This is a genomic window from Acetoanaerobium sticklandii (genome assembly GCF_000196455.1).
GTDB classification, from domain to species: Bacteria; Bacillota; Clostridia; order Peptostreptococcales; family Filifactoraceae; genus Acetoanaerobium; species Acetoanaerobium sticklandii.
In genome coordinates this window covers 2517501-2544355 of sequence record NC_014614.1, presented here as the reverse complement: position 1 = coordinate 2544355, position 26855 = coordinate 2517501, and the positions used below count along the sequence as shown (strand labels likewise).

Here is a 26855-nt window from a genome sequence, read left to right as displayed (position 1 = left end):
CATGAGAGAAGTAATACTGAGAATGGAAAATATAACAAAGGAATTTCCTGGGGTAAAGGCTTTGGATAATGTAAATCTAAATGTCTACAAGGGAAAGGTTATGGCACTTCTGGGTGAAAATGGAGCAGGAAAATCTACTCTAATGAAGATTTTATCAGGAGTCTATAAAAAAACTTCAGGAGAGCTTTATTATAATAATGCTCCTTTAGAAGTAGCAAACCCAAAGGATGCCATGCAAAAAGGTATAGCTATAATTCACCAAGAGCTTAACTTGATAGAGGAAATGTCTGTTGCAGAAAATATATTTATGGGAAGATATCCATCAAGTGGAGGAAGAATATCATGGAAGAATCTTCATGATGAATCCAAAAGGCTCTTAGAAAAGCTAGGCATGGATATTAATCCCAAAACCAAAGTTGGTTCACTGAGCATAGGACAAAAGCAGATGGTTGAAATAGCCAAAGCTCTATCTTTCGATGCACAAATAATAATTATGGACGAGCCAACAGATGCACTTACAGATTCTGAGGCAGAAAGTTTGTTCAAAGTTATAAAAGAACTAGTTAGTGAAGGTAAGAGCGTAGTTTATATTTCACATCGTCTTCCTGAGATATTTCAGATTTGTGATGATATTACTATTTTGAGAGATGGACAGTTTATAGATGAGATGCCAGTATCTGAGATGGATGAAACCATCCTCATTGAAAAAATGGTAGGAAGAAAGCTAGAAGAACAATATCCATATATAGCTCCACTGAGCGATGAAACCTTGATGGAAGTTAAAAATATTAAAAATGAATTTGTATCTGATATTAGCTTTGTAGTTAAAAAAGGTGAAATATTAGGTGTTGCAGGCCTTATGGGGGCAGGCAGAACTGAGCTTGCAAAATCCATATATGGAAGCATCAAATGTGAAATAAAAGATATTATGCTAGATGGGGTCAAGTTTGAAGCCAAAAACGAAAAACAGGCACTACGCCAAGGCATAGTGTATGTTTCTGAGGATAGAAAAAAAGAAGGGCTAGTTTTAGGCATGTCAGTTGCAAAGAATGTTACTATTTCATCTCTAGGACGCTTTTCAAAAGGTCAGCTTATAAACAAGAAGCAAGAAAAAGAAAGTGTACTTCACTATAAGGATGCTATGAGAATAAAAACTCCATCCTTAGACCAGAGCGTAAAGCTACTCAGCGGAGGAAACCAGCAGAAAGTATCTATTGCGAAATCTCTATCAACTCAGCCGAAGATACTTATTATGGATGAGCCTACTAGGGGAGTAGATGTAGGAGCAAAAAAAGAAATTTATGAACTCATGAATGAATTTAAAAGAAATGGACTGGGAATCCTTATGATTTCTTCTGAGATACCTGAGCTACTGGGTGTGTGCGATAGAATTATAGTCATGAGCGAAGGTAAAATTGCTGGGGTACTCAGCAGAGACAAAGCTAACTCTAATGAAATTATGAGACTAGCTATAGGAGCAGGAGTGTGATTTATGAAAAAAATAGATATATCTAAGTTTCAGTCCTTGATTGGGCTTATAGTGTTTTCAGTTATAGTGGCATTTATAAATAGCAGATTTATGACAACTTCGAATATACTCAACATTCTAAGACAAACCTCAATTAATGCTGTTATTGCAACAGGTATGACCTTTGTAATACTAACAGGAGGAATAGATTTATCAGTAGGCTCGATTTTAGGATTTTCTGGAGCAGTTGCAGCTATGATGCTAGCAAGTGGAGTAGACTCTCTTATAGCAATACCCACAGCTCTAGTTGTTGGCTTAATAGCAGGAGGTTTAAATGGAGTGCTTATATCTAAAGGAAAGCTACAGCCATTTATAGTAACCCTTGCAACCATGACCATGTTACGTGGAGCTACATTGGTATTTACTGATGGAAAGCCAATAGGCACAGGTTTTGAAGCAAATTCCAAGCTATTTGCTTGGTTTGGAAATGGGTATGTGCTTGGCATACCAGTTCCTATAATAGTAATCATTGTAACTTTTTTAGTAGCTTTATTTGTTTTGACTCAGACGAAAATTGGAAGATACGTATATGCCCTAGGTGGTAATGAAGAAGCAACTAAGCTATCAGGAATAAGTACAGACAAAGTTAAGATATTTGTATATGCAATAAGTGGTATGATGGCAGCTCTTGCAGGAATCATAATAACATCAAGACTATCTTCGGCTCAGCCTACAGCAGGAAGCGGATATGAGCTAGATGCTATTGCAGCAGTAGTACTAGGTGGTACTTCATTAGCTGGAGGAACTGGAACTATTGTTGGAACAATGATAGGAGCACTTATTATAGGGGTCTTAAACAATGCGTTAAACTTAATGGATGTAAGCTCGTATTTCCAAATGCTTGCTAAAGGGTCCGTTATTTTACTCGCAGTGTTGTTAGATAGAAAAAACAAATAGTATATTTTAAGAGGAGGGTAACAATGAAAAAGTTAGTTTTATCATTTGTGTTACTGGCAGCTTTAGTTTTTAACCTTACAGCTTGCCAAAGTCAGCCTGCAGCAACAGAGGAACCAGCTGCAGAAGAAGCAGCAGGAGCAGCAAAAATTGGTTTGGTAGTATCTACTCTTAACAATCCTTTCTTTGTTTCATTAAAAGAAGGAGCAGAGCAAAAAGCTAAGGATATGGGTATGGAGCTTGTAGTGCTTGATTCTCAAAATGACCCAGCGCAAGAACTTGCTAACGTTGAAGATTTATTAACTCAAGGCGTTTCTCTTATCTTAATCAACCCGACAGACTCAGATGCTGTAGGAAATGCTATAATCGCAGCAAACAACAAAAATATTCCTGTAGTAACACTTGACCGTGGAGCTAATCAAGGCGAAGTTGTATCACATATCGCTTCTGATAACGTAGCAGGTGGAGTTATGGCTGGAGAGCACATAGTTTCACTTCTTGGTGGAAAAGGTAAAGTAGTAGAATTAGAAGGAATCGCAGGAACTTCTGCAGCTAGAGACCGTGGACAAGGCTTTAACGATGCTATAGCGGGAACTGAAATCGAAGTAGTTGCTAAGCAAGTTGCTGATTTTGACAGAACTCAAGGTCTATCAGTTATGGAAAACATCCTTCAAGCTCAACCAGAAATAGATGCAGTTTTTGCTCACAATGATGAAATGGCATTAGGAGCTCAAAAAGCAATCGAAGCATCTGGAAGAGAGATAATCATTGTTGGATTTGATGCTACAGACGATGCTGTTGAAGCTGTCAAAGAAGGTAAAATGAGTGCTACAGTAGCTCAGCAGCCTTCATTAATCGGAGAGCTAGGCGTTGAAACTGCTAAGAAAATATTAGATGGTGAAAGCGTAGAAGACTTTGTTCCAGTTGATTTACAACTAGTAACAGAATAATTTATACTTTCTAATGCATTGTTAAGACACCTTAAATACAAAAAATGACAGGAAGCTATCCTGTCATTTTTTTGCGATTTATAAAATACTGTCTAAATCTTTTTCTATAAATATTCCTTTGAACTTATCTTGGCTATCTATATTCTTTTCTATCAGCCTAGCTACTATATCCATTGCTTTTTTAACGCTTAGTTCCAATGAGGTTTCTTTTAAAAGTTCTCCTATCATTACAGCAGAAAATATATCGCCAGTTCCAGGGAATCTCACTGGAATATAGTCATAAGAGAGATAAAAGTAAGATTTTGATTTGTCATCATAGCCACAAACAAAGTGATTGTTTGAATCTTTTTCAATAATACTTGTTATTACTACAGACTTTGAACCTTGAGATACAAGCTTATCGATTAAAGCATTAATCTCAGATTTTGTTAAGCTGGATTTATCTGTAAATAAACCTGCTATAAAAGCTGCTTCTGTGTAGTTTGGAATCAAAATATCAGCGTAGCTAGAGAGCTCTTTCATATGAACAACAGTTTCGTTAGTTATTCCATTGTAGAGCTTTCCATCATCACCCATAATAGGATCAACGACAACAAGAAGATTAGGGTTGTTTTGTGACTTAATATAGTTAGTTATTATATCTACTTGCTTACTAGATAGAATAAATCCAGTAGAGATACAGTCAAATTGAAATCCTAATTCATTCCAAACTGTAATGGTATTTTCCATATAAGAAGTAGTATCTAGAATTTCAAACTTCCCATAATCAAGAGTATTGGACACCAGTGCAGTAGGAAGATTATAAAGACTATAACCCATCTTAGACAATATAGGGAGCATAGCTGAAAGTGCTACCTTACCATAGCCGGGCAAGTCATTAATAAGTAGAATATTTTTGCTTTTCATCTTTTTCTCCTTGAGCTTACATGAAATTTTCTTATACTAATGACTCTATAGAAGGCTTTTCAAAATAAAGTGCTTCTCCATCATTTATATTTACGCAAGGAATTCCAACCAGGCCTTTAGCTTTTATCTCAGAAAATTCTTCCCTTGTATCTCTGAGCTTTAGAAAGGTTTTTAGATAGAACATATTTTCAGTGATATCAAGGTATATAAAATCTATATTATTTTCCTTTAAATAATCCTGCATAGGCTGACAATCTGGGCAATGCTTACTTCCAAATACAATAATTTTCTTCATGATTTCCTCCTGAATTTAGTATTTTTTCTATTATCACATAAAAATTTCTCTTTAACAAGCAAGGGTAAATTTTATAAAAAGAGAATAATTTACTGAAAATGTATAGATTACAAAAAAGAAAATATTATAAAAAAGTATTGAGTTTTATAGAATTATGGATTAAAATTAAGTATAGATAAATTTTATAACAATTATAGATTTTACTTATTGAAGTTAAGACAATTTTTCATAAATAAAATAGAAATTGCTTACGTTAATGACCTGAAGTCAGCATCACGTATTAATAAATGTTTTTCAATAATAAGCTCATAATTTTAATTATATATTTATAAAGGGAGAAGGAGGGATTAGATGCCTGAACAATTTAAAGCAGGATGCCAGCGTCCAGCGGTTAAGAAAAATGTACCTAAAGAAGAAAGCCCAGAAAATACAGTACTTATTCAAAAGGAGGAGAAACAATCTATGATTAAAGTAGGAAAACCAGCACCAGATTTTAGTGCACCAGCATATTATAAAGGTCAGTTTGCAAATGTAGATTTATCTGAATATAAAGGAAAGTGGTTAGTGCTATGCTTTTATCCAGGAGACTTTACATTTGTCTGAGCTACAGAAGTTTCAGCAGTTGCTGAAAAGTATGATGAGCTTCAAGGTTTAGGAGTAGAAGTTCTTTCTATCAGTGTTGATAGTGTTTTTGTACACAAAGTATGGAATGACCAAGAACTATCTAAAATGGTTAATAAAGACATTCCTTTCCCAATGCTATCTGACCAAGATGGAACCATAGGAAAACTTTATGGAATCTATGATGAAGATGCTGGAGTAGAAACAAGAGGAAGATTTTTAATTGATCCAGATGGCATAGTGCAAGCTTTTGAGGTTGTAACTCCGCCAGTTGGAAGAAACGTATCGGAACTGATAAGACAAGTAAAAGCATTCCAACATGTTAGAAATAGTGGTGGAACAGAAGTTACTCCATCAGGATGGAAACCAGGAAAGAAAACTCTTAAGCCAGGGCCAGACCTAGTAGGAAATGTTTGGAAAGAGTGGAAGGTTCAGGAAGCTTTCGAAGATTAAACATAGAATATAAATGTTAAAAATAAGATTATTGACTTGTAAAAATCTCATTTCTATCAACATGGAAATGAGATTTTTTGTTGTTAATAAAGTAAGATTGCCAATAACTTTTATGAATCTTCAATCATTTTAATATCTAGCTTTATAATCAATTTATCCTTTGTTTTAATTTTGTAATTTATTACCAAATAATCTAAACTATACTTAAAGATATATGAATCTAAAGGGGGATAAATATGAGAAAAATCTTTAATAAAAAGTCAATAATAACTGTTTTTTTAACGATGGCTGTGCTTACTACATCTGTATATGCATTAGATAAAAATGAAGCCTTTAAGGATTTGTTTGATAATAAAAGCCAGTATTTGGATGAAAGCAGTACACATCCTCAGCACAGTGCTCAGCTAAATGGTATAAAAGTCACCTTAGTTTCAATGGCTGGAGATGAAAAAAATGCCTATTTTGTAATTGATTTTGAAAATACAAATGGGAGAGAGTTTAAAGGAAACAATATAGCCTTTGAACAATTTCAAATAAAAATAAATAGACCTAAATTCGTTTGGTTTAATCAAAATATTGGAGTAGAAAATAGTGGAAGCGGTATGTCGTGGAGAGTTGTTAACAGTGAGGATGAGGATTTTGGGAAAAAACCTCGTTTATTTGTAGTAATGTCAGAAAATGACAAAATTGCTGGTGAAACTGGAGAAATAGTAATCGAAAATATAATAGAAGAACTAAATCCAGTATCTTTAGATAATCTATCTAAAAGCAAGCTAGATTTATATAAGCTATATACTGAGAGCACTGCAAATTACAAGCAGACTATAGTCGACAACTCAGAGGAAATAAAATGGGCTAATGAAAATAAAGAGGATATGTACCAGACAGAATATGCGAATAACATACCTAGCCATAAGCTTCAGCCACGAGGTCTAGATAGGCAGATGTTTGAGGATTTGGATGGAGTATTTATAGATAATATTGATTTTGTAGATGGAAAGCTCCATATCGTGACAAGGTTTATTAATCAAAGACAATCCTTCGGACCGACCTTATCACCAAAAGTACAGAGTAAAGACTCGAGTCAGACTGATATAAATCCTATCTACAATATTTTTGAAAGTGCTTCGAATCAAGATAGCTCTTATGGTTATTATGTATATGATATTTCTACGCCAGAAGAGCTAAAACAGTATGATTTATCGGGCTGGTATTCTAAAGAGCTAAACAAAACTCAAGGAGTATGGAAGATACCATTTAATGCAAATTATAAAGTTACAAACAAGAAAATTAAGCTTGATGAAAAAATTAAAATAGATGATGAAGAATCTATAGTTGAATCTGTTTTTATTTCTCCTATATCTATTGAGCTTAATCTGAACGGTAAAAATCCTAATAATGGATATGTAAATTTAAAGGTTTTTGACAAGTCAGGAAGCGAGATTTTTTTAAGTGGCGGATCAAATATGTCTAGCAAAACAAAAGCTACCTATGTGTGGACGTTTATGGAGCCAGTGGATATAAACGCTATAAATAAAATCGTAATAGAGGGTAATGAAATAATGCTAAAAAATTAATTCTCTCAGTTAGATTTTAGATTTTTAAATTTTTGAATCTAAAATTCTACTTCAAAAAAATTAAAGGGTAGCTATATAGCTGCCCTTTAATAATTATGCTTAATCAATATCATTTAAATTTCAAAGCTTTCTGTCACAATTAACAATCTTTTATTTCATTAATAGGTTTATTTTTTCTTATGAGAATAAATTTTCATAGCATCTCTCATAAAAAGTGCAAGACCATCTCCAAATTTATCGATATTTTTTGTGAACCTCTCATCAGCCACATACATTTCGCCTAGTCCTTCGAAAGCCTCTAGTGAGTATGAACCCATATCATTGAGAAAATAAAACCACTTCTCTATTGCAGCTTGAGCTTCGTTTGACTCTGGAGGAAGCTGTCTTAGAGATGCTAGATTTCTATATATAGCGTTCATTTTCTCGCTTAGCTCTGCTTCGTTACCTTTAATTTTGGCTTTTGAGCCATCTACTGCTTTATCGCCCCATTTTTCCCTAGCTTCCTTTTCGTACAAATCGCCTTGAGAAAAATCAAAGCCCTCGAATTTTTCTTTATCTGTCATTGCTATCTCTCCTTTTTGATATCTAATAGTTTTATCAATTGTTTCTACTAGCTTACTTATATGAGCTTGTTTATCAAGCAACATTTTTTTGTGAGCAAGCAAGGCTTTTTCCTTATTAAAACTAGGATCTGAAATAATATTTTTTATTTCTTTAAGGGAAAAACCTAATTCTTTAAAAAACAATATCTGCTGGAGGCAGTCGATATCTTTATCAGAATATATTCTGTAGCCGGCTTCAGTTTTTTCAGGACATAAAAGTCCTATACTGTCATAATGATGAAGTGTGCGCACACTTATACCTACAAGCTCAGACAATTCTTTTATTTTAAGCACTATATCGCCTCCTTGATTTCACTATAAAGGATAACGTAAGGTGAGAGTCAAGTATATTTATTATAAAATTAAAAGGATATTGTGATGCCGCCTTCATTCGTGTAAAGACTGCTAAGCCCAGCCATAGGGACTATAAATACTTTTTTGAAAGGGTAGCGTGATTCTATTTCTTTCTTTAGATATTCTGCTTTTTCACTGGCATAACAATGTGATATTCCCAGAATTTTATCTTCAAAATTGTCGCCCATTTCTCCGATTAATTCTACAAGTCTACGAAGAGATTTTTTCTCACTTCTCACATTTTCGATGAGCTCAACTTCGCCTTCAGGACTAGAGCATAGTATAGGACGGATATTTAGGACATTTGCAATCATACCTTTTAGCTTAGATACCCTGCCGTTTTTTATCATAGTATCAAGACTTCCTAGCTGGAATATATATTTCATGTTTTCGATATAATGTTCAGTTTTTTCTACTATATCTGATTCTGTAAGCTTCATATCGATAAGCTCTTTTAGCTTAACGGCTATCATAGTTTCTTTCACTGACGAGCCTTTTGAGTTAAAAATATGTACAAAGCTGTTTTCAGTTTCTTCTTGGAATAATTCTTTTGCTTTCATTGCAGAATTGTAAGTCCCACTTAGAGCGGCTGTCATAGTTACTACAAATACAGATTTAGCTTCACCAAAGGCATCAATAAAATCCTGAGGGGAAGGGCAAGCAGATTGAGCTGCTTTATCGTGAGCTTTTATAGCTCTCATCATTTCATCAAGGTTTAGGGTTTCGTCGTCCCTAAAATTTTTTTCTCCTACTCTTATGGTAAGCGGAACTAAAGTGACATCGAGCTCTTTTTTTAGCTCAGCGGTTAAATCACAACTACTATCTGCAACTATTTTCATTTTTACCTCACTTAATATTATTATGGTTACCTAGACTAGGACTATTTTCTTAGTCTATAATAGAAATTTTACATAATATAGTATCGACTGGTCAAGCTATTTATTTAGATAGATATGCGAAATTCTTTGAATTCATCATTAGACCATGTATAATATAATATAGTGATTTGAAAAAAGAAAGAGGTGTGAATTATGCAAAGAGAAATGAGAAGAAGTGATAGACAGCTAGCTATAGAGGAAGCGAAAGAAATTTTGACAAAAGCTGAATATGGAAGCCTTGCTACCATAGGGGAAGATGGATATCCATATGTAGTACCAGTAAGCTATGCTTTTGAGGACTCGAGCATCTATATTCATGGGGCTACCGAGGGACATAAATTAGATAATATAAATTTTTCTTCAAAAGTTTCATTTTGCGTAGTTGGAGATACGAATGTACTGCCTTCAAAATTTTCAACCGAATATGAGAGCGTAATAGTATTTGGAAGAGCTAGCATAATTGAGCAAGAGGAAAAGCTACATGCTCTTGAGTGCCTGATAAAAAAATATTCACCTGATTTTATGGATTCAGGGATGAAATATATAGCCAATGATAAGCATAAGACAACTGTAGTAAAAATAGATATAGAAAAAATTACTGGAAAAGCTAGAAGGTAGATGAAAATGAGCAATAAGGAAGAGAGATATAAAATTGGTTTTTTTGATTCTGGGATAGGTGGACTTACGGTGCTTCACAAAGCTCTTGAAATGATGCCTCTTGAAGACTATATATATTATGCAGATACTGAAAATCAACCCTATGGAATTAAAACTAAAGCTGAGGTAAGAGAGCTTGTTTTTAAAGCTATGGATTTTATAGTAAGCAAGAATGTCAAGGCTATAGTAGTTGCTTGCAATACGGCTACTAGCGTAGCAATAGAGGATTTAAGAAAAAAGTATGATATTCCTATAATAGGTATGGAGCCTGCAGTAAAACCAGCAGTCAGGTATACTGATATAGAAAACAAAAAGGTGCTTGTTACAGCTACTAAGCTCACTTTAAAGGAAGAAAAGCTGCATAATCTCATAAGTGCTTTAGATAGCGAAAGTATAGTGGATTTACTGGAGCTTCAAGAATTGGTTCAGTTTGCGGAAAGACTTGATTTTGATGAGACAAGAATAACTAAATATCTTGAGAATCAGTTTAAGGAGATTGATTTAAAGGATTACCAGACATTGGTTTTAGGGTGCACTCACTTTATATTTTTTAAGGATATGATACAAAAGCTTGTGACCAAAGAAATAAGTATAATAGATGGCAACGAAGGGACAATAAGGCATCTTCAAAATATTCTTAGAACTAAAAAAAGTCTCAATCAAGGCAGTGGCAAGGTTGAATTTTATAATTCAGGAGTTATTGCTAAAGAAGGCAAGGATTTAGAAAGATACCAAATATTATTTAGAAGATTAGAGGAAATTGAAAAACTAAGCCTAGGGTATTAGCCTATGCTTAGTTTTTTGTATTATCTATAATTATTTAAAAAAACTTTTTTTAGGTTAATTTGGTGTCTGTCGCCACTATAGCCACAAGAGTGATAAAATGACCTTGAATCTACTTTTGTTTCACCTGATATCAATCTAACACCTGCGGCACTTGTGTCCATAGCCCAAAGCTCTACAGCATTAATTAATTGCTTTGCTACACCAGTATGCTGATATTTAGATGAAACAGCTAAAGCGACTATATTTTTCATAGGAGGCTCAAGTAGTGAATCATAATCATTTGCATGAACATAACCCACAATATCTTCATCTATAGTAGCAACAAATAGTTTGTGCTTAGGGTCTGAAAGAATTTTTCCTAAAGCCATTTTTGTTTGTGAAAGAGGAGTCTCTAATCCCATTTCAGTTCTATTTAAAAGAGTTATATGTTCGAAATCTGAGAAGATGCCTTCTCGAATAGATAAGTTCATGATAGTTTCTCCTTTTACTTTATTTCACATATAATATAATTATAAATCTAATAAGTATAAAAGTTAATGGGTACAAACTATCATAATAAACATATGTAATCATAATGAAATATTTGTGTTAAAATATAAAAAGCTTAAGTCTATTATTTCAAAATAAATTTTTTATGACACACTTTATAATAAAACCGTTTTAATTCGAATAAACATTTGAGAGGGGATATAACGTTGAAGGACTATAACAAAATGGCACTAGAGCTACATGAAAAGAGCAAAGGGAAGATAAGTATAGCAAGCAAGGTGAAGCTTGAATCTAGGGATGATTTGAGTACGGCTTATACACCTGGAGTTGCTGAGCCATGTAGAAAAATAAATCAAAACAAATCAGATGTTTACAAATATACTTCAAAGGGAAATCTTGTAGCAGTTGTTACGGATGGAACAGCAGTGCTTGGTCTTGGAGATATCGGTCCTGAGGCAGGGCTACCTGTTATGGAAGGCAAGGCAATACTTTTCAAAGCCTTTGCAGATGTAGATGCTTTTCCTATTTGCCTTAGCTCTACAGACACTGAGGAGATAATTAAAGCAGTAAAAATGATAGCTCCAACATTTGGAGGAATAAATCTAGAGGATATTTCTGCACCTAGATGTATAGAAATAGAGGAAAGACTGAGAAAAGAACTAGATATACCAGTATTTCATGATGATCAGCATGGAACGGCTATAGTAGTGTGCGCAGGGCTAATCAATGCGCTAAAGCTAGTAAATAAATCCATGAGTGAGCTTAAAATAGCAATAAATGGAGCAGGAGCGGCAGGAAGTGCTATAGTAAAGATGCTACTTAGTTTAGGAGCTACAAATATAATTATTTGTGATACAAAAGGAATATTACATAAAAATGTGGATACAAGAGGAAACTTCTTAAAAGATGAGCTATGCAAGATAACTAACCCTCATCAGATTACAGGGACTTTAGAAGATGCAATGAAGGATGCGGATGTATTTATAGGAGTATCTGCGGCAGATATGGTAAATGAACCTATGGTTAAATCTATGGCAAAGGATTCGATTATATTTGCAATGGCAAACCCAGTTCCAGAAATTATGCCTAATATTGCGATATCAGCAGGAGCTAAAGTAGTAGGAACTGGCCGCTCAGATTTTGCCAACCAAATTAATAATGTACTTGCATTTCCAGGGATTTTTAGAGGTGCTCTAGATGTGAGAGCAAGTGATATTAATGAAGAGATGAAAATAGCAGCAGCCTATGCCATAGCTGATATAATACCTGAAGATAAGCTAAGTCCTGAATATGTAATTCCGGACGCTCTTGATAAAGAGGTAGCAAAACAGGTAGCAAAAGCTGTAGCAGAGGCTGCAATAAAGACTGGTGTAGCTAGAATCTAGCTAAGTATAAGTGATGATTTTATAAGAGATTTTTTAACTGAATATGCAACAGAAGAACCCAAAGCAATTTTGATTATATCGGCAAGTATGAATGGGGTAACTCCTCCTAATAAACCTTGGATTAAAGAAAGCTTAGCAACTAGCATAAGCTGAATTACCCCAAAGGTATAGATAACGAGAAGTCCTGCTACCATACTAAAAAGTATAGTCAGATACTCAGCCTTTGGGTTTTGTTGTTTTGATGCAAAGATTTCAATTAGCCATCCTATGACAAAGGCACTCGCCATAAAACCAAATATGTATCCACCTGTAGGTCCAAGTAGTACAGAAAAACCAGCTTTGCCACCTGCAAATACAGGAAGGCCAACAGCACCTAAAAGCGTATAAACAGCTTGCGAATAAAATCCAAGTCTTTTCCCTAGAACAGCACTAGACATAGTAACTGCAAGAAGCTGTAGAGTTATAGGGACTGGAGTAAAAGGAAGCGGAATAGATACAATAGATAGTATGCAAGTGATTGCTGCAAATAACGATACCAACACTAATTCTCTGACATTTTTCATAGTAGTCTCCTTTAAACAATAAAATTTTAATAAATATAATAGCATCTAAATAATTCTGCTTTAATTATAAGAGATTAACAATACATAGTCAACCTATAAAATTAATAGGTTTACAATTAAATTAAGAAGAAGTACTTTACATAAAGTATTTTGATTTTACTAGAGTACTTACTAAAAAACTCTCAAAATAGATAAGTAATTTAGATTACAATATCAATTTTGAGAGTATATTTTAAAATATCATTCATTCTATTTTTCTTCTATCCTTGAAATATCTTTCAGTGTATAGAAAGGTCCTTGTTTCTTAATTTCTACAACTAGGCTACCTTGTCTTGATAAATTCTCAAGCTCAGTTCCAGTTCCCTCGGGCACATAAAATCTATTTAATCCGATGCTCAGTCTTGCCTTCTTAGCATATTCATCTATATAGAAAAGCTTTGCTTTAATATAATTTGAACCACTAGGTCTATCAGGGACAAGGGATATGGCCTTAAGAGGATTAGAATCTTCTTCATATATTAGATATCCAGCATCGTCGTGTATTTTATAATAGATATTTCCAGATTCATTTACCTTTTCATACATAGATTTGTCAACTAAATCCATATCGAGATTTTCAATTTCATATTGCAAATTTACATAATCTCCTCTAAACAAATCAACTGGGTCGTAAGGAACAGTTTCAAGATATAAGGATTTTCCATAATTTTCAGCAACTAGATGAATAGAGCCAAATCCTATTAATATCAAAAATAAAAGTCCAAGAGCAAGGAGTTTCTTTTTATCTAATTTTTTAATAGTCATCTTTAGATACCCCCTCTCTGCGCTGCTTTTCAAACCAGAAGCCAAAAGCTCCTAAGATTAAGCCAGCAACTATAAAAACGAGGGACTTAGATGCAAATTTTAAAGTAAGGTCAAAATAATATCTAAGAATAACACTGCATATTAGTAGGATGGAGTAAATTTTGCCTTTTTTGAGCCAATATAACAAAAGTAAACTGTAGAAAAATGCAAAGCCTAGAGCTATCATTTCATCGTTTGGCTTTAAAAGATAATAGGTCGAATCTATAGTTAAAAATATTCCAGAAACTAAAATTACAAGTACTCCGATTGAATTAATTACAGCTACAGCATATGGTTTGATGTCTTTAAGATATACCATGATTAAGCCTAATATAAAGAAGCTTGCTAATATTAAATGTTCATCTACTTCTAAGACTATGTTTAGCGTCATCAAGAAGCCAAGCGCTGATATAACAAAAGCTAAGCTAGATAGAAAATTTTCGCCGTGAGCATAATTTAGTTTGTGGTATAAAGCGAAATATATACCAAAGAGTAAAATCAAAGCAAAAATAGGCATATCATAGGTTACTAAAAATGAAAATATAAGCATTTGAGATGCAACTAGTATAACCAAATCTTTGTAGACTATAGCTATAGGAAGTATAGCAAGTCCCCAAATTAGAAGCTCAGCCGTACTTTGAAAAGTTAAGTTGAATATCTGCTGAATTAAAAATATTCCTCCTCCAAATATAAGAATGCTCAAATATAGTAAGCTTCTGGAGGTTTTAGGATAGCTCTCTTCAGTTGCAAGTGAAGCAAAGCTAGATAAAGCTAGAAAAATTAGTACTAAAATAAATTTAAACCATGCAGTTAAATCTTCCCAGTTACTAGCGATAAACGTTAAAATACCTAGTCCAATCAGCACTGAGGCTATACTTAAGATAACTCTAGTAAAGCTATAGGGTGAATGAGCTTCATACATAGCTAGAGAGCTTTGAACCTGAGATTCAGTTAGTATTTGCTTATTATTCAAATATTTAAGCTCAGATGATAAAAAATTGTAGTGGGATTTTGATAGCTTGCGTTTTTCAGTGTCCATAGTTTCACCTTCTTCCTCATTAAAATGATACCTCGTTTAGGAGAATTTGAAACCTATTAAACTGAAATTTGATTTAAATCTTAGAAAGAACTACTCCAGTTCTATCAACATTTAGTAATTCTACTCTAAATAAAGGATCAATAGCTTTTAACTTTTCCTCTATTACAAGCTTTCTGTCTTGGCAATCATCTAAAAATACTCCCATTAGTGTAGAGCCTGAACCACTCATGAATTCTCCGATTGCACCGTTTTCTTTGAAAAGCTCAAATACATAAGTAGCATCTTTTAAAAGAGGCAAGCGATAAGGCTGATGAATCCTGTCACCAAAAGCCGTTCTAAGCAGATGATAATCCTTTAAGTTAAAGGCATTAATCATCATAGAAGCTCTAGACACATTCTGGATGCAATCTGCTCTTGTGTAGTCTTTAGGTAGAACTTCTCTGCTTTGCTTGGTTTCAGTTTTGTAAGGAGGAATAACAGCCATAAATTTCACTCTATCTTCTATAGGAACATGAGTAGTGTAGGGCTTTCCTTCATCCATTACAGAAATAGTCATACCACCTAGAAAGCAAGGAACTACATTATCTGGATGTCCCTCTATTACCCAGGCTTTGTAAGCCAGTAAATCCTTGTCAAAGTCTTTTCCCATAAGAGCATAGGCAAGAGTTAGTCCAGCTACTATAGCAGCGGAACTGCTACCTAGTCCTCTTACCATTGGTATATTACATTTTCTAGCTATAACCTTTACATTTGGGATAGGAAAATCATGCTCCTTAAATACATCTATCATACTTGTATAAATGAAGTTTTCTTTTTCAGGAACTTCCTCTTCCTCGCATTCCCAAATGAAATGAAGTGGTTTATCTGATTCATAAACCTCTACTTCGTTGTACAAATCCAGAGCTATCCCTATGCAGTCAAAGCCTGGCCCCATATTTGCACTTGTTGCAGGTACTTTTACTTTAAACATTATTTATTCCCCCTTAAAATATAATCCTCGATTACCTTGTAATCAGATTTTAAGGTGGCGTATTCATAAGGGTTGTCTAGTATGATGTCACTGTCCTTTAGACCATTTCCAGTTAATACGCAGACTACTTTTGAGCCTTGGTTTACACGGCCCTCATCTTTAGCTTTAATAAGACCAGCTAGAGATATACATGAAGCTGGCTCAGCAAATATTCCTTCTGATGTAGAAAGTAAAAACTGCGCTTTTAAAATATCCTCATCCTTAATTCTATCTATATTTCCGTTGGACTCTTTTATAGCGGCAAGAGCTCTATCACCACTTGCTGGATTACCTATTCTTATAGCTGTAGCAACAGTTTCTGGATTTGAAACTGGATGACCAAGCACTAGTGGAGCACTGTTATATGCTTGAAAGCCCATAAGCTGAGGCAGATTCGAAATTTTTCCAGCTTTATGATATTCATTAAAGCCCTTCCAGTAAGCAGTGATATTACCTGCATTTCCAACTGGAATAAATAAATAATCTGGAGCTACTTTTAAATCATCGCATAGTTCAAAGGCAGCAGTTTTTTGACCTTCTATACGATGAGGATTAAGTGAATTTACCATAGTTATAGGATGATTGCTTGAAATTTCCTTAACCATATCTAGCGCCACATCAAAATTTCCATCTATTGCAAGTATAGTAGCGCCGTAGGCTACAGCCTGAGCCAGCTTGCCTTTAGCTATTTTTCCATCTGGGATAATGACATAGGATCTAAGGCCTGCTCTAGCAGCATAGGCTGCAGCTGATGCAGATGTATTTCCAGTTGAAGCACAAATTACAGCCTTGCTATTATCTTCTACAGCTTTTGTAACTGCACTTGTCATACCACGGTCTTTAAAGGAGCCCGTAGGATTAAGTCCTTCGAATTTAAAATAAAGCTCTATATCTATACCTAGAAGGGTTTCTAGATTATTTGCTCGAATCAGTGGCGTCCTGCCTTCATTTAATGTCACAGGAACCGTTTCTTTATTAAAATTAAAAAATTCTCTGTAGTTATCAATTAAGCCCTTATACATTGTGATATCCCCCTTGATTATATTCCGTAGTTATAAATTTAGTTTTTTACTGGCAAAACGTATTTACTTGAAACACAATAGTAAGCTAGAAAAATACTAATGGAAATATTATAACATAAACAGGAGATGTGTCTAGACAAAAAAATAAACAAGCCATAAGATTTGTTTAAAGTAGGTCTCTTAGGGCTTGTTCATTTAGTATGAGTATTTTCTTGTTTCCTATGAAATCTATATAGCCTAACTCTTTAAACAGCTTAAGCTTTCTAGTCATAGTTTCTCTTGATATTCCAGCATAGCTTCCCATTTCTTCTCGGTTTATGGAAAGTCCAAGCATGATACCTTTGCTATCTTTTGCTCCAAAATCTTTAATCAAATTTAATAAAAGTCCAGCTACCTTTGCATCAGCACTACTAACAGAAAGTCTTTCAACCAGTCGTTCAGCAGCCTTAATTCGCTCATAGGATTTTTCTAGTATCTTCAGAGTAATAGTAGGATTTTTTAGGATTATCTGATCAAAGGTATCCTTTGATAGACAGCTAATAGTCATGTCCTCAAGAGCCTCTGCACTAAATTCAAACTCGTCTTCCTTTAAAAGGTTAAAGGCCCCTATAAAATCACCAGGAGAGTATATATATAGAATCTGTTCATGCCCATCAGATAGATATTTGTAAATTTTCATTCTTCCAGAGCAGACAATATATAGCTTATCAGCTTTTTCACCTATAGAAAAAACTGTTTCTCCGGCTTTATAATCTTTGAAAACTACTCCTTCAGATATTTTTTCTATTTCGAGTCTATTTAGACTGGACAATAAAGGAGTTTTCTTGATACATGCCTTGCCTTTGCATACCTCGCATGGCGTATTGCCAATAGAACAATGGCCTATCACAATCACCTACTTTAATAATATTTAGTTTAAAGTTCAAACTTTATATTGTAGTATACTAAATAATATTTTTGCGGGCAAGGACTTCTTCTTTTTCTTCAAGTAACATACTATTTAAAAGATTCTCATAGTATTTAGCTTTGTCTTCGTTCATCTCTTCTACGTCAGCCATTGTATAAGTCATTCCAAGCTTTTCGTATTTTTCGAGTCCCATTTTATGATAGGGAAGAACTTCTATTTTTTCTATGATATGAGCTAAAGGAGCAATTTCATGAAATAGTTTATTTATAGCAGTTTCGTTATCTGTTAGGCCTGGAACCATTACATGGCGAATCCATACCTTTCCTTTAAAACTATCTAGCTTAGAAGCAAACTCATAAAAACCATTCATAGGTTTACCAGTTAGGGCTTTATAGCCAGGAGAGTCAAAATGCTTGATATCAAGTAGAACCACATCGGTGTATTTTAATATATCATCGTAGTATTTTGAATCTCCATAGCCACTAGTATCTATAGCTGTGTTAAAGCCATTTTCCTTTAAAAGCTTTAAGGTTTCTACTAAAAATTCACCTTGAAGCAGAGGCTCTCCACCAGAAAAGGTTACGCCTCCACCAGTTCTGTTGTAGTAGGCTTTATATTTTGAAGCGGTTTTTAGTACTTCTTCAGGAGATATATGTTTTTGAGAAAACATGTTCTGACTGTCTGGATTGTGACAATAGGCACAGCGAAGAGGACAGCCTTGCAGAAAAAATATTGTTCTAATGCCGGGGCCATCTACTAGCCCCATAGTTTCTATTGAATGTAGTCTGCCCTGCATCATAATATCCCCTTTCGAAAGTAAAAATTAAGCACTCTTGTGGAAAGTTCTGTTAATAACCTCAAGCTTTTGCTCTTTAGTAAGTCTGTTAAAGTGCACGGCATATCCAGATACACGAATTGTAAGAGTAGGGTATTTATCTGGATTTTCCATAGCATCTATTAATAAGTTTCTGTCTAGTACGTTTACATTTAAGTGGAAGGCTTTTTGTGCAAAATATCCATCCATAATTCCAACTAGATTGTTTATTCTTTCAGATTCTTGTTTTCCAAGTGCTGAAGGAACTATTGAGAAAGTATTTGAAATACCGTCTTGGCATACTTCGCAGTAAGGCAATTTTGCAACAGAGTTAAGTGATGCAAGAGCCCCGTTTTCATCTCTTCCGTGCATTGGGTTTGCTCCTGGAGCAAATGGCTCTCCAGCTTTACGTCCGTCTGGAGTAGAGCCTGTTTTCTTTCCATATACTACATTTGAAGTTATAGTAAGCACTGATAAGGTATGCTCAGCATCTCTGTAAGTTGGAGTTTTCTTTAGCTCATTACTGAATTTTGTAACTACATCTACAGCTATTTGGTCTACTCTATCATCATCATTTCCGTATTTAGGGAAATCGCCTTCGATTTCAAAATCTATTGCAATTCCGTGCTCATCTCTGATAGGCTTAACTTTAGCGTATTTGATAGCGCTTAAAGAGTCAGCAACGATTGAAATTCCAGCAACGCCAAAGGCCATATATCTATGCACCTTGCTGTCATGAAGAGCCATTTGGCCTTTTTCATAAGCATATTTGTCATGCATATAATGGATAGTATTCATTGTATCTACATAAAGCTCGGCTAGGTATTCCATTACTTTATCTAGGTTTTCTTTTACTTCATCATAGTTTAGTACATCGTCTGTAATTGCATTAATACCTTCTATCAGCTTGATTGGACGACCGTTTTTAGCTTTTTTAAGCTCATCTACTCCACCATTTATAGCATATAAAAGAGCTTTTCCTAGATTAGTTCTAGCTCCAAAGAACTGCATTTCTTTTCCTACTCTCATGGCAGACACGCAGCAAGCTATTGCATAGTCATCTCCATAGATAGGCTTCATGATATCGTCGTTTTCGTACTGAATAGAACCTGTTTCGATTGACATTCTTGAGCAATATTTTTTGAAAGCCTCTGGAAGATTTTCTGACCAAAGCACTGTCATATTTGGCTCTGGAGCAGGAGTTAATGTAGTAAGAGTGTGAAGGAATCTGTAAGCAGTTTTAGTAACTAGAGTTCTATTGTCTTCTCCCATTCCACCGATTGATTCTGTTATCCAGTTAGGATCTCCAGCAAATAAATCGTTATAGTCAGGAGTACGTAGATGTCTTACCATTCTTAGCTTTATTACAAATTGGTCCATTAATTCTTGAGCCTGCATTTCTGTTAAGATGCCAGCTTTCATATCTCTTTCTATATAAATATCTAAAAATGCTGTGTTTCTTCCTAGGGACATAGCAGCTCCATTATTTTCTTTGATTGCTGCAAGGTATCCAAAATATAAGAACTGAACTGCTTCTTGAGCATTTTTAGCAGGTTTTGAAATATCGTAGCCATAAACTGCTGCCATAGCCTTGATATCATCTAAAGCTCTGATTTGTTCAGAGATATCTTCTCTTAGCTGGATAGTAGTAGCGCAAGCATGTCCTTTTAGATTTTGTCTATCTTTGATTTTTTCTGCTTTTAGAAAATCTATTCCATAAAGTGCTACTCTTCTATAGTCACCGATGATACGGCCTCTTCCATAAGCATCTGGAAGTCCAGTAAGTAGTCCAACGCTTCTTGCAGCTTTCATTTCATCAGTGTAAGCATCGAATACACCTTGGTTATGTGTTTTTCTAAAAGCATTGAATGAGCTTTCTAATTCTTTATTCATTTCGAAGCCATAAGCCTCTAATGAATCATGTACCATTCTATATCCACCATAAGGATTCACTATTCTTTTTAAAGGAGCATCAGTTTGATATCCCACTACAAGCTCATTGTTTTTATCGAGATACCCTGGCTCGTATCCAGCTATACTTGAGAATCTATCAGTATCTATGTCAACCTTGCCTGTTTGTATTTCTTCTTTAATCATTGATTCTGCTTTATTCCAAAGCTGCTTTGTCTTTGATGTTGATTCAGATAAAAAGTTCTCATCTCCAGTGTATGGAGTATAGTTAAGCTGAATAAAGTTTCTTACATCTACCTTTTCCGTCCATTCTCCTTTGTTAAACCCTTGCCAATTTTCCATATAATCATCTCCTCGAGTTATGTATCTAAAATAAACATTATGATAATGATAGATTATATTCATTTTTTAAATTAAATGCAGTGATTCAAATCACAGTTTTTGAAAATATAAATTTAAGTGGAAAATACGTTGAAAACATAGCAAAAAATATTGAATTTATCAGATTATTCTTTTATAATAAAAGTGAAATTATTAATTTATATATTTATACTTAGAAAGGATTTTTGGGGGCAAAAAATGAAAAATAGTGTTGATTTTGAAACTTATAGTGCTTTAAAGGAAAAGAGAAACAAGAGTTTAAGCGCCAAATCAAAAAAGAAAGTAGATGAATTCGAAGATCACTTGGAAAAGATGCTTTCAGCAAAGAAGAAGAATGAGTTTAAGCAAAAACCTCTTAAAGCATTTAAAAATCATCAGAAGGATTTTCAGTATGACTATGAAGAGGACCCGTATGAGCCAGGGTACGATGATTATGAGTTTTAATGAGTGAACCAAAAAACACGTTATCAAAAAAATGCCGAGCATATAATCTGCTCGGCTTTAATTTTATATTTAATATTAAGTATGCTTTAGTGATTCATTAGTAATTTTACATGAGTGTAAAAATAGTTACTACTCAAATAATGAAGCTATTTTTTCGGCTGACCCTTCCTTTTTTTCCATTCTCATTGAGACTTTAATTCTCTCTAACTTTTCGGGATAATCATAGAGAGTTTTCACAACCACATCTAGAGGAAAGGTTCCAGTTGGTTTGATTGCTAGACCATTGTTAAGCAGAAAATCCAGATTGTCTTTTTCCTGTCCAGGTATAAAAAAGGGTATTATCATAGGAAGCTCTTTGAGTATGCATTCTGTAGTTGTAAGACCACCAGGCTTTGTAACTATGCAGTTGCTTACTGACATTAGAGCGTTCATTTTGTCTGTAAAGCCTAAAAGTAAAATATCCTTGGTTTTGTTATTTGTCTGAAGGTACCGCTCTACCTTAGAGTATAAGCTGCTGTTTCTGCCACAAACAATTATAATCTGAATATCCTCTTTTATTTTTAACAAATCAGAAAGCACATCGATTATATTACCAGCACCAAAGCTGCCACCCATGAGCATAAGCGTGAACTTATCCTTCAAATCAAACTCTTTTCTAGTGGATGGAGCATCTATGGCTTCTAGGAATCTTTTTTCTATAGGTATTCCATAAGGATATACTAGTTCAGATGAAACACCTTCTTTTTCAAGCAGAGATTTCATATATTCATCAGCTACTATATATGCATTTACTTCTTTTGCAATATGAGCGCTATGAATAGTGTAATCAGTTATGATAGAGTAAAGAGGAAGCACTGTGTAACCATATTCCTTTAATTTAGATACAGCCATAACAGGAAAAGGATGAGTTCCGACGATATAGTCAGGCTGTTCCTGCTGAATTAATTTCCAAAGTCTTTTAGTTATAAATTTGAGCAGTAGATTTTTATCCATTCCCTTACGAATAACTTTTGTATCTGATATTCTATACATGCCTCCATAGGCTTTTGGAGTGTAAAGAGCCGATGTCTCATAGCCTTTTGAAATAACAGTATCTACCATTTTGCTGACAAATTTAAGTGAATCTACTATTTTACACTCTAGACCCAGCTTTTCAACTTCTTCTTGGACAGCTCTGGCAGCACGGTTGTGACCTCCACCTGTAGATGCTGAAAGAATCAATACTTTTCTAGTCATATTATTCTCCTTTTTAACTATCGAATATCACAATATAATCATTATACTAGGAATAGAAGGATTTAAAAATTATAAATTGATTAAATTTAGAATAAAAGAGTAGTAAAATATTTTTTCTGTCGTATAATAAAGAAATACTAGTAAATATAGGATTTTAGGAGGGATAGGATTGCTTTTTAAGAAAGATAATTTAAATATATTTTTCATTTTGTTAGTAGCTTTTCTAATGTACAAAATAGTAGACAATCATAAGTATTTCTTAGGTCAGCTAGCTATACTTTGGGCTATACTATCACCTTTTTTTTGGGCATTTGCTACAGCTTATATCCTCAATCCCTTGATGGTAGCGCTTGAAAAGTTGGATAATCGAATAACAAGACCGATTTCTTTGATTATAGTTTACATCCTTTTTGTTGGGATTCTTACTTTAGCGATTACAATAGTAACGCCAGTTATTGTAAAAAATATTACAGAAATAATTGAAAAGCTTCCTAATTATATTGATGATACTGAAAAGTGGATAAGCAGGCAGGTGCTTGACTACGATTTACTTGAGCAACTTGGCATAAATACTTATATCTTTAATAACTTAGATTCCATATTTAATGGAGCTGTTGATTTTTTGAATTTAACTCTTACAGGAGTAGTAGCCAGTATTATTGGTATTACGTCTGGAGTTGCAAAAATGCTACTTGGCTTAGTGATTTCTGTATATCTGCTAGCTGACAAGGAAAAGTTTATAAGAGGAATAAAGAAGAACCTTTATGCTTTTATGGGAAGAGAACATGCAGATAAGACTATTGATTTTGGAAATGAAGTAAACCGTATATTTACTAATTTCTTTGTAGGAAAACTTATTGATTCTATGATAATTGGAATCTTATGTTTCATTGGGTTATCCTTATTAAAAGTAAGATTTGCTTTACTGCTTAGTATAGTTGTTGGAATCTTCAATATGATACCTTATTTTGGACCTTTTATTGGAGCGGTTCCAGCGATTGTTATAACCTTGTTCTATAGTCCAATCCAAGCTCTTTGGGTAACACTATTTATATTTGCTCTTCAGCAGTTTGATGGAATAATACTAGGACCTAAAATATTAGGAGATAAAGTTGGAGTTTCGCCATTTTATATTATTTTAGCCATTATGATAGGCGGAGGCTTTTTCGGACCCATGGGAATGCTTATGGGAGTTCCAGTACTGAAATCCTTCTTTGTATTTTGGGACAAAATTTTAGTTACATTACTAAAAAAGAAGAATATAGAAGCAATATAAGAATATAAATCTAGCTCAAAAAGCCTATGAAAATAGTTATTAAACTATATTTCATAGGCTTTTTGATTTTTTAAAACAACATGATTTCCTGAAAAAATTAAAAGTATTGCTTTCTTTATTATTGGAAACATTAGAAATAGTCATTACTACTATTTAAGTAGAACAAATTTAGATATCTAATGTCTCGTTGGGATTCATAATAACTACTTCGCAAAGAGGACTTTTAAACTTAGTAGGATCTTCTTTTATAAGGTTAAAAGTGTTGTAATGCATGGGAATAGCTTTTTTAGGACGAATTAGTTCTAAGGCGTGAAGAGAATCCTCTAAGTCCATAGTGAAGTTCCCACCTATTGGAAGCATAGCATAATCTATTGCTTCTCTTTCTAGGAGCTTCATATCATAGGTTAAAGCTGTATCTCCAGCATGGTAAAGCTTAACACCATCAATCTCAATTAAAAATCCGCAGGCAACACCAGCGTAGATTATATGAGTACTCTCAGTTATTGATGAGCCATGAATAGCTGGTGTCATTTTTACTTTTCCAAAATCTAAAGCTACTCTTCCGCCGATATGCATAGCATGGTAGTTAATATTGTATTTATCTAGATACTGAGCTATTTCAAAATTACAAATAACTTTGCTATTGTGACGTTTCGCAATTTCTACAGTATCCCCAAGATGATCAGAGTGACCATGAGTAACTAGAATATAGTGAATTTTAGGAAGCTCTGAAAGCTCTAACTTGCACAAAGGATTATCCTTTACGAAAGGATCTATTATTATATTGTGCTTTGTAGTATTAATAATAAAGGCAGAATGACCTAAATATGTTAGTTTCATTGAGATACCTCCTTAGAGCAAAACCATTTTCATGGTAAAAGAGCCACCCTTAATTAGGGTAGCTCTATAAATAATTATATTATTTTAGATTTATGCGTGAATTTTTGAAGCTTCGTAAGCAGCTTTTTCTTCTTCAGTCATTTTAATCATAGTAATTCCAGTGAATCCATAGAATATAGATATAAATGGATTTATTAAGTTTAAGAATGCATATGGAGCATATGCAAGTGGAGATATTCCTAATGTTGCAGTCATGAAAGCTCCGCATGTATTCCATGGAATAAGTGGAGATGTTATAGTTCCAGAGTCTTCAAGTGCTCTTGAAAGGTTAACAGGAGCTAATCCTCTGTCAGCATAAGCGTCTTTGAACATTCTACCAGGAATAACTATTGAAAGATACTGCTCTCCAGTTATTAAGTTAACTGTGAAACAAGAAAGAACTGTAGCAGTAACCAATAGGCCAGTATTAACAGCAAGTTTCAATATACTTTGGGCTATTGCATTTAGCATACCTGTTGTTTCTAGGATACCACCAAAAGTAAGGGCACAAAGGATAAGAGAAACTGTCCACATCATACTTTGCATACCACCACCACTTAAAAGTTCATCTATTAACACTACTCCAGTTTCTGATACGAAACCGTCGTTAGTTACTGATAAGATAGTGCTAAAGTCTGCGCCTTGGAATAGCACAGCAAAGATACAACCTAATAAAACTCCACCAATAAGTCCAGGAATAGCTGGAACTCTAAATATAACCATCGCTATAACAAGTATTGGAGGGATAAGCAGTAAAACATTAAGATTAAATGATGATGATAATGTAGTTAGAATCTCTTGAATCTGAACTGTATCGAGCTCTTTTCCAGCATAACCAGCACCGATAATTCCATAAAGCACAAGTGCAATAAGTAAAGATGGACCAGTTGTAAATGCCATATGACGAATATGGTCAAATAGAGTAGAACCAGCCATAGCAGGAGCTAGGTTGGTAGTATCTGATAGAGGTGACATTTTGTCTCCAAAATATGCACCAGATATGATAGCACCAGCAACTATTGGAGCTGGGATTCCCATACCTTGTCCTACACCTAGAAGAGCAATACCAACTGTACCAGCTGTAGTCCATGAAGAACCAGTAGCTAGTGAAACAACAGCACAAATTATTGCAGTTGCTACGAGGAAAATTCCTGGAGATAATATTTGTAATCCATAGTAAATCATAGTAGGAACAACGCCGCTTAAAATCCATGATCCGATAAGCATTCCTATAATCATAAGTATTAGAATAGCTTGCATACCCATATTTATAGTCTTAAGTACACCTTCTTCTAAATCACTCCAAGAATATCCTAATCGAATAATAGCTACTGAAGCAGCAATTATAGCTCCAACTACTATAGGAATATGTGGAGATTCACCGTAAATAAAAATAGTCGGTGCCAGAACTAAAATAAGTGCGACAATAGGAATAATTGCTTCAATTAATGTGGCATCTCTTTTTACCTTGCCTTCTTTCATTTTCATTCCTCCCTTGCAAAAATGTTTGTATTACAATGAACTCAGCATAAAGAAAACGTTTCTTATAAGCTTTTGACACATTGTTACAGTAAAGTATAGCAAGATTGAGTCCAAATTTCAATAATAAATTAGAAATTTCAAACAATTTAACACTTAATAAACAGAAAAATTTGACAAGAACTTAACATAGCGCAATGCTTGTAAATAAACAAACCTCAGATTATTTTACTCTAATAATTTGAGTATATTTTCTGAGGTTTGCAATTATAATGGTTTGTAAAATTCATATCCATTTTTTCCAGAAGTTTTTACTCTGTAGAGAGCTTTATCGGCTTTATCGATTAATTCGTCAACAGTTATAGCGTCTTGAGGGAAAATACTAATTCCTATAGAAGCTCTGATTTTAAGCGGTATATGTTTTTTTATATTAAATGAGGGATGAATTTTTTCTAATAATAGATTTGCTTGATTTGCAAACTTTTCTATTCCAGAATCTGACTCGCTAAAAAGAACAAACTCATCACCAGCCAATCTAGCTATAAAGCATTCAGAGTCATCACTTTTCATCAATAAAGATACTCTATCAGCGAATTCCTTTAATATTTCATCACCTATTTTGTGACCGTAGGTATCGTTAATTTTCTTAAGGTCGTCCAAATCTATGAAAAACACTG

Annotated in this window: 27 protein-coding genes (1 of these 27 only partly in view); 10 read left to right on the top strand and 17 right to left on the bottom strand. The window is 34.1% G+C overall.

The window, feature by feature from the left end:
- The first annotated feature begins 1 nt into the window (after position 1).
- From CLOST_RS13955 to rbsB, 3 genes are read left to right on the top strand one after another with little or no spacing between them, the layout of a single operon-like run.
- Positions 2 to 1489: a sugar ABC transporter ATP-binding protein gene (locus CLOST_RS13955; RefSeq protein ID WP_013362619.1), complete on the top strand. Its 1488-nt coding sequence runs from the start codon at positions 2 to 4 to the stop codon at positions 1487 to 1489.
- Between the two features lie 3 nt (positions 1490 to 1492).
- Positions 1493 to 2425 (top strand): ribose ABC transporter permease, encoded by a 933-nt coding sequence (rbsC, locus tag CLOST_RS13950; RefSeq protein WP_013362618.1) that lies wholly within the window; start codon positions 1493 to 1495, stop codon positions 2423 to 2425.
- Positions 2426 to 2448: 23 nt separating this feature from the next.
- The gene (rbsB, locus tag CLOST_RS12200; RefSeq protein ID WP_013362617.1) at positions 2449 to 3372 is read left to right on the top strand and encodes a ribose ABC transporter substrate-binding protein RbsB; all 924 of its coding nucleotides are present in this window, start codon (positions 2449 to 2451) and stop codon (positions 3370 to 3372) included.
- Positions 3373 to 3450: 78 nt separating this feature from the next.
- Here the strand turns inward: rbsB and CLOST_RS12195 are convergent, their stop codons facing one another.
- Complete coding sequence (locus CLOST_RS12195; RefSeq protein WP_013362616.1) at positions 3451 to 4278, bottom strand: pyridoxamine kinase; 828 nt, start codon at positions 4276 to 4278, stop codon at positions 3451 to 3453.
- A 31-nt stretch (positions 4279 to 4309) separates the two neighbouring features.
- Positions 4310 to 4573 carry a glutaredoxin domain-containing protein gene (locus tag CLOST_RS12190; RefSeq protein ID WP_013362615.1) on the bottom strand — a complete coding sequence of 88 codons (264 nt, stop codon included), beginning with the start codon at positions 4571 to 4573 and terminating at the stop codon, positions 4310 to 4312.
- Positions 4574 to 4924: 351 nt separating this feature from the next.
- Between CLOST_RS12190 and prxU the strand changes: the two genes are divergently transcribed.
- Positions 4925 to 5647 carry a thioredoxin-dependent peroxiredoxin gene (prxU, locus tag CLOST_RS13830; protein ID WP_013362614.1) on the top strand — a complete coding sequence of 241 codons (723 nt, stop codon included), beginning with the start codon at positions 4925 to 4927 and terminating at the stop codon, positions 5645 to 5647.
- Between the two features lie 236 nt (positions 5648 to 5883).
- A complete protein-coding gene (locus CLOST_RS12175; protein WP_013362613.1) occupies positions 5884 to 7224 on the top strand; it encodes a hypothetical protein in 1341 nt (446 codons plus the stop codon).
- Positions 7225 to 7391: 167 nt separating this feature from the next.
- Here the strand turns inward: CLOST_RS12175 and CLOST_RS12170 are convergent, their stop codons facing one another.
- Both CLOST_RS12170 and CLOST_RS12165 read right to left on the bottom strand, forming a co-directional pair.
- Positions 7392 to 8120, bottom strand: a complete 729-nt coding sequence (locus CLOST_RS12170) for a MerR family transcriptional regulator (protein WP_013362612.1) — start codon at positions 8118 to 8120, stop codon at positions 7392 to 7394.
- Between the two features lie 68 nt (positions 8121 to 8188).
- Positions 8189 to 9019, bottom strand: a complete 831-nt coding sequence (locus CLOST_RS12165; RefSeq protein ID WP_013362611.1) for a DegV family protein — start codon at positions 9017 to 9019, stop codon at positions 8189 to 8191.
- Positions 9020 to 9211: 192 nt separating this feature from the next.
- Here CLOST_RS12165 and CLOST_RS12160 point away from each other — a divergent pair, with 192 nt between their 5' ends.
- Both CLOST_RS12160 and murI read left to right on the top strand, forming a co-directional pair.
- Positions 9212 to 9676 (top strand): pyridoxamine 5'-phosphate oxidase family protein, encoded by a 465-nt coding sequence (locus tag CLOST_RS12160; RefSeq protein WP_013362610.1) that lies wholly within the window; start codon positions 9212 to 9214, stop codon positions 9674 to 9676.
- Between the two features lie 6 nt (positions 9677 to 9682).
- Positions 9683 to 10501, top strand: coding sequence for a glutamate racemase (gene murI / locus CLOST_RS12155; RefSeq protein ID WP_041487542.1), 819 nt, complete (start codon positions 9683 to 9685; stop codon positions 10499 to 10501).
- Positions 10502 to 10521: 20 nt separating this feature from the next.
- Here the strand turns inward: murI and CLOST_RS12150 are convergent, their stop codons facing one another.
- Positions 10522 to 10971 carry a GNAT family N-acetyltransferase gene (locus CLOST_RS12150; protein WP_013362608.1) on the bottom strand — a complete coding sequence of 150 codons (450 nt, stop codon included), beginning with the start codon at positions 10969 to 10971 and terminating at the stop codon, positions 10522 to 10524.
- Between the two features lie 243 nt (positions 10972 to 11214).
- Between CLOST_RS12150 and CLOST_RS12145 the strand changes: the two genes are divergently transcribed.
- Positions 11215 to 12375 carry an NAD(P)-dependent malic enzyme gene (locus tag CLOST_RS12145; protein ID WP_041487541.1) on the top strand — a complete coding sequence of 387 codons (1161 nt, stop codon included), beginning with the start codon at positions 11215 to 11217 and terminating at the stop codon, positions 12373 to 12375.
- Here the strand turns inward: CLOST_RS12145 and CLOST_RS12140 are convergent.
- The 8 genes from CLOST_RS12140 to pflB all read right to left on the bottom strand — a co-directional run bounded on the left by CLOST_RS12140 (position 12372) and on the right by pflB (position 20825).
- Positions 12372 to 12938: a biotin transporter BioY gene (locus tag CLOST_RS12140; protein WP_013362606.1), complete on the bottom strand. Its 567-nt coding sequence runs from the start codon at positions 12936 to 12938 to the stop codon at positions 12372 to 12374. The genes CLOST_RS12145 and CLOST_RS12140 overlap by 4 nt on opposite strands.
- A 249-nt stretch (positions 12939 to 13187) precedes the next feature.
- Positions 13188 to 13742, bottom strand: coding sequence for a GDYXXLXY domain-containing protein (locus CLOST_RS12135; RefSeq protein ID WP_013362605.1), 555 nt, complete (start codon positions 13740 to 13742; stop codon positions 13188 to 13190).
- Entirely contained in the window at positions 13732 to 14820 is a 1089-nt protein-coding gene (locus CLOST_RS12130) for a DUF2157 domain-containing protein (RefSeq protein ID WP_013362604.1), read from the bottom strand. The genes CLOST_RS12135 and CLOST_RS12130 overlap by 11 nt, the downstream gene beginning before the upstream one ends.
- Before the next feature lie 73 nt (positions 14821 to 14893).
- Positions 14894 to 15790 (bottom strand): homoserine kinase, encoded by an 897-nt coding sequence (gene thrB / locus CLOST_RS12125; protein WP_013362603.1) that lies wholly within the window; start codon positions 15788 to 15790, stop codon positions 14894 to 14896.
- Positions 15790 to 16851, bottom strand: coding sequence for a threonine synthase (thrC, locus tag CLOST_RS12120; RefSeq protein WP_013362602.1), 1062 nt, complete (start codon positions 16849 to 16851; stop codon positions 15790 to 15792). Before thrC ends, thrB begins: the two co-directional genes overlap by 1 nt.
- 166 nt (positions 16852 to 17017) lie before the next feature.
- Positions 17018 to 17740, bottom strand: coding sequence for a Crp/Fnr family transcriptional regulator (locus tag CLOST_RS12115; RefSeq protein WP_013362601.1), 723 nt, complete (start codon positions 17738 to 17740; stop codon positions 17018 to 17020).
- 55 nt (positions 17741 to 17795) lie between these two features.
- On the bottom strand, positions 17796 to 18554 hold the full coding sequence (gene pflA, locus CLOST_RS12110) for a pyruvate formate-lyase-activating protein (RefSeq protein WP_013362600.1): 759 nt from the start codon (positions 18552 to 18554) through the stop codon (positions 17796 to 17798).
- A 27-nt stretch (positions 18555 to 18581) separates the two neighbouring features.
- Positions 18582 to 20825, bottom strand: coding sequence for a formate C-acetyltransferase (gene pflB, locus CLOST_RS12105; protein ID WP_013362599.1), 2244 nt, complete (start codon positions 20823 to 20825; stop codon positions 18582 to 18584).
- 237 nt (positions 20826 to 21062) lie between these two features.
- Here pflB and CLOST_RS12100 point away from each other — a divergent pair, with 237 nt between their 5' ends.
- Positions 21063 to 21308, top strand: coding sequence for a hypothetical protein (locus tag CLOST_RS12100; RefSeq protein WP_013362597.1), 246 nt, complete (start codon positions 21063 to 21065; stop codon positions 21306 to 21308).
- Between the two features lie 129 nt (positions 21309 to 21437).
- Here CLOST_RS12100 and CLOST_RS12095 read toward each other — a convergent pair whose 3' ends face one another.
- The gene (locus CLOST_RS12095) at positions 21438 to 22544 is read right to left on the bottom strand and encodes an MGDG synthase family glycosyltransferase (RefSeq protein WP_013362596.1); all 1107 of its coding nucleotides are present in this window, start codon (positions 22542 to 22544) and stop codon (positions 21438 to 21440) included.
- Positions 22545 to 22713: 169 nt separating this feature from the next.
- Here CLOST_RS12095 and CLOST_RS12090 point away from each other — a divergent pair, with 169 nt between their 5' ends.
- Complete coding sequence (locus CLOST_RS12090) at positions 22714 to 23820, top strand: AI-2E family transporter (RefSeq protein WP_013362595.1); 1107 nt, start codon at positions 22714 to 22716, stop codon at positions 23818 to 23820.
- Between the two features lie 168 nt (positions 23821 to 23988).
- On the opposite strand, the gene CLOST_RS12085 is transcribed toward CLOST_RS12090, so the two are convergent.
- The 3 genes from CLOST_RS12085 to CLOST_RS12075 all read right to left on the bottom strand — a co-directional run.
- Positions 23989 to 24660, bottom strand: a complete 672-nt coding sequence (locus CLOST_RS12085; RefSeq protein ID WP_013362594.1) for a metal-dependent hydrolase — start codon at positions 24658 to 24660, stop codon at positions 23989 to 23991.
- Positions 24661 to 24750: 90 nt separating this feature from the next.
- Complete coding sequence (gene nhaC / locus CLOST_RS12080; protein ID WP_013362592.1) at positions 24751 to 26181, bottom strand: Na+/H+ antiporter NhaC; 1431 nt, start codon at positions 26179 to 26181, stop codon at positions 24751 to 24753.
- A 264-nt stretch (positions 26182 to 26445) separates the two neighbouring features.
- A protein-coding gene (locus CLOST_RS12075; RefSeq protein ID WP_157858304.1) for a GGDEF domain-containing protein crosses the window boundary here: on the bottom strand, positions 26446 to 26855 show its 3' portion. It continues 466 nt past the right edge of the window; 410 of the gene's 876 nt are visible here — the last part of the coding sequence; the start codon falls outside the window, past its right edge — the gene reads right to left on this strand; it ends in the stop codon at positions 26446 to 26448.

Excerpts from the sequence above, each read along its gene's own strand:
- CLOST_RS13955 (WP_013362619.1), top strand. The coding sequence starts at position 2 with ATGAGAGAAGTAATACTGAGAATGGAAAATATAACAAAGGAATTTCCT.
- rbsC (WP_013362618.1), top strand. The coding sequence starts at position 1,493 with ATGAAAAAAATAGATATATCTAAGTTTCAGTCCTTGATTGGGCTTATA.
- rbsB (WP_013362617.1), top strand. The coding sequence starts at position 2,449 with ATGAAAAAGTTAGTTTTATCATTTGTGTTACTGGCAGCTTTAGTTTTT.
- CLOST_RS12195 (WP_013362616.1), bottom strand. The coding sequence starts at position 4,278 with ATGAAAAGCAAAAATATTCTACTTATTAATGACTTGCCCGGCTATGGT.
- CLOST_RS12190 (WP_013362615.1), bottom strand. The coding sequence starts at position 4,573 with ATGAAGAAAATTATTGTATTTGGAAGTAAGCATTGCCCAGATTGTCAG.
- CLOST_RS12175 (WP_013362613.1), top strand. The coding sequence starts at position 5,884 with ATGAGAAAAATCTTTAATAAAAAGTCAATAATAACTGTTTTTTTAACG.
- CLOST_RS12165 (WP_013362611.1), bottom strand. The coding sequence starts at position 9,019 with ATGAAAATAGTTGCAGATAGTAGTTGTGATTTAACCGCTGAGCTAAAA.
- CLOST_RS12160 (WP_013362610.1), top strand. The coding sequence starts at position 9,212 with ATGCAAAGAGAAATGAGAAGAAGTGATAGACAGCTAGCTATAGAGGAA.
- murI (WP_041487542.1), top strand. The coding sequence starts at position 9,683 with ATGAGCAATAAGGAAGAGAGATATAAAATTGGTTTTTTTGATTCTGGG.
- CLOST_RS12150 (WP_013362608.1), bottom strand. The coding sequence starts at position 10,971 with ATGAACTTATCTATTCGAGAAGGCATCTTCTCAGATTTCGAACATATA.
- CLOST_RS12145 (WP_041487541.1), top strand. The coding sequence starts at position 11,215 with ATGGCACTAGAGCTACATGAAAAGAGCAAAGGGAAGATAAGTATAGCA.
- CLOST_RS12140 (WP_013362606.1), bottom strand. The coding sequence starts at position 12,938 with ATGAAAAATGTCAGAGAATTAGTGTTGGTATCGTTATTTGCAGCAATC.
- CLOST_RS12135 (WP_013362605.1), bottom strand. The coding sequence starts at position 13,742 with ATGACTATTAAAAAATTAGATAAAAAGAAACTCCTTGCTCTTGGACTT.
- CLOST_RS12130 (WP_013362604.1), bottom strand. The coding sequence starts at position 14,820 with ATGGACACTGAAAAACGCAAGCTATCAAAATCCCACTACAATTTTTTA.
- thrB (WP_013362603.1), bottom strand. The coding sequence starts at position 15,790 with ATGTTTAAAGTAAAAGTACCTGCAACAAGTGCAAATATGGGGCCAGGC.
- thrC (WP_013362602.1), bottom strand. The coding sequence starts at position 16,851 with ATGTATAAGGGCTTAATTGATAACTACAGAGAATTTTTTAATTTTAAT.
- pflA (WP_013362600.1), bottom strand. The coding sequence starts at position 18,554 with ATGCAGGGCAGACTACATTCAATAGAAACTATGGGGCTAGTAGATGGC.
- pflB (WP_013362599.1), bottom strand. The coding sequence starts at position 20,825 with ATGGAAAATTGGCAAGGGTTTAACAAAGGAGAATGGACGGAAAAGGTA.
- CLOST_RS12100 (WP_013362597.1), top strand. The coding sequence starts at position 21,063 with ATGAAAAATAGTGTTGATTTTGAAACTTATAGTGCTTTAAAGGAAAAG.
- CLOST_RS12095 (WP_013362596.1), bottom strand. The coding sequence starts at position 22,544 with ATGACTAGAAAAGTATTGATTCTTTCAGCATCTACAGGTGGAGGTCAC.
- CLOST_RS12085 (WP_013362594.1), bottom strand. The coding sequence starts at position 24,660 with ATGAAACTAACATATTTAGGTCATTCTGCCTTTATTATTAATACTACA.
- nhaC (WP_013362592.1), bottom strand. The coding sequence starts at position 26,181 with ATGAAAGAAGGCAAGGTAAAAAGAGATGCCACATTAATTGAAGCAATT.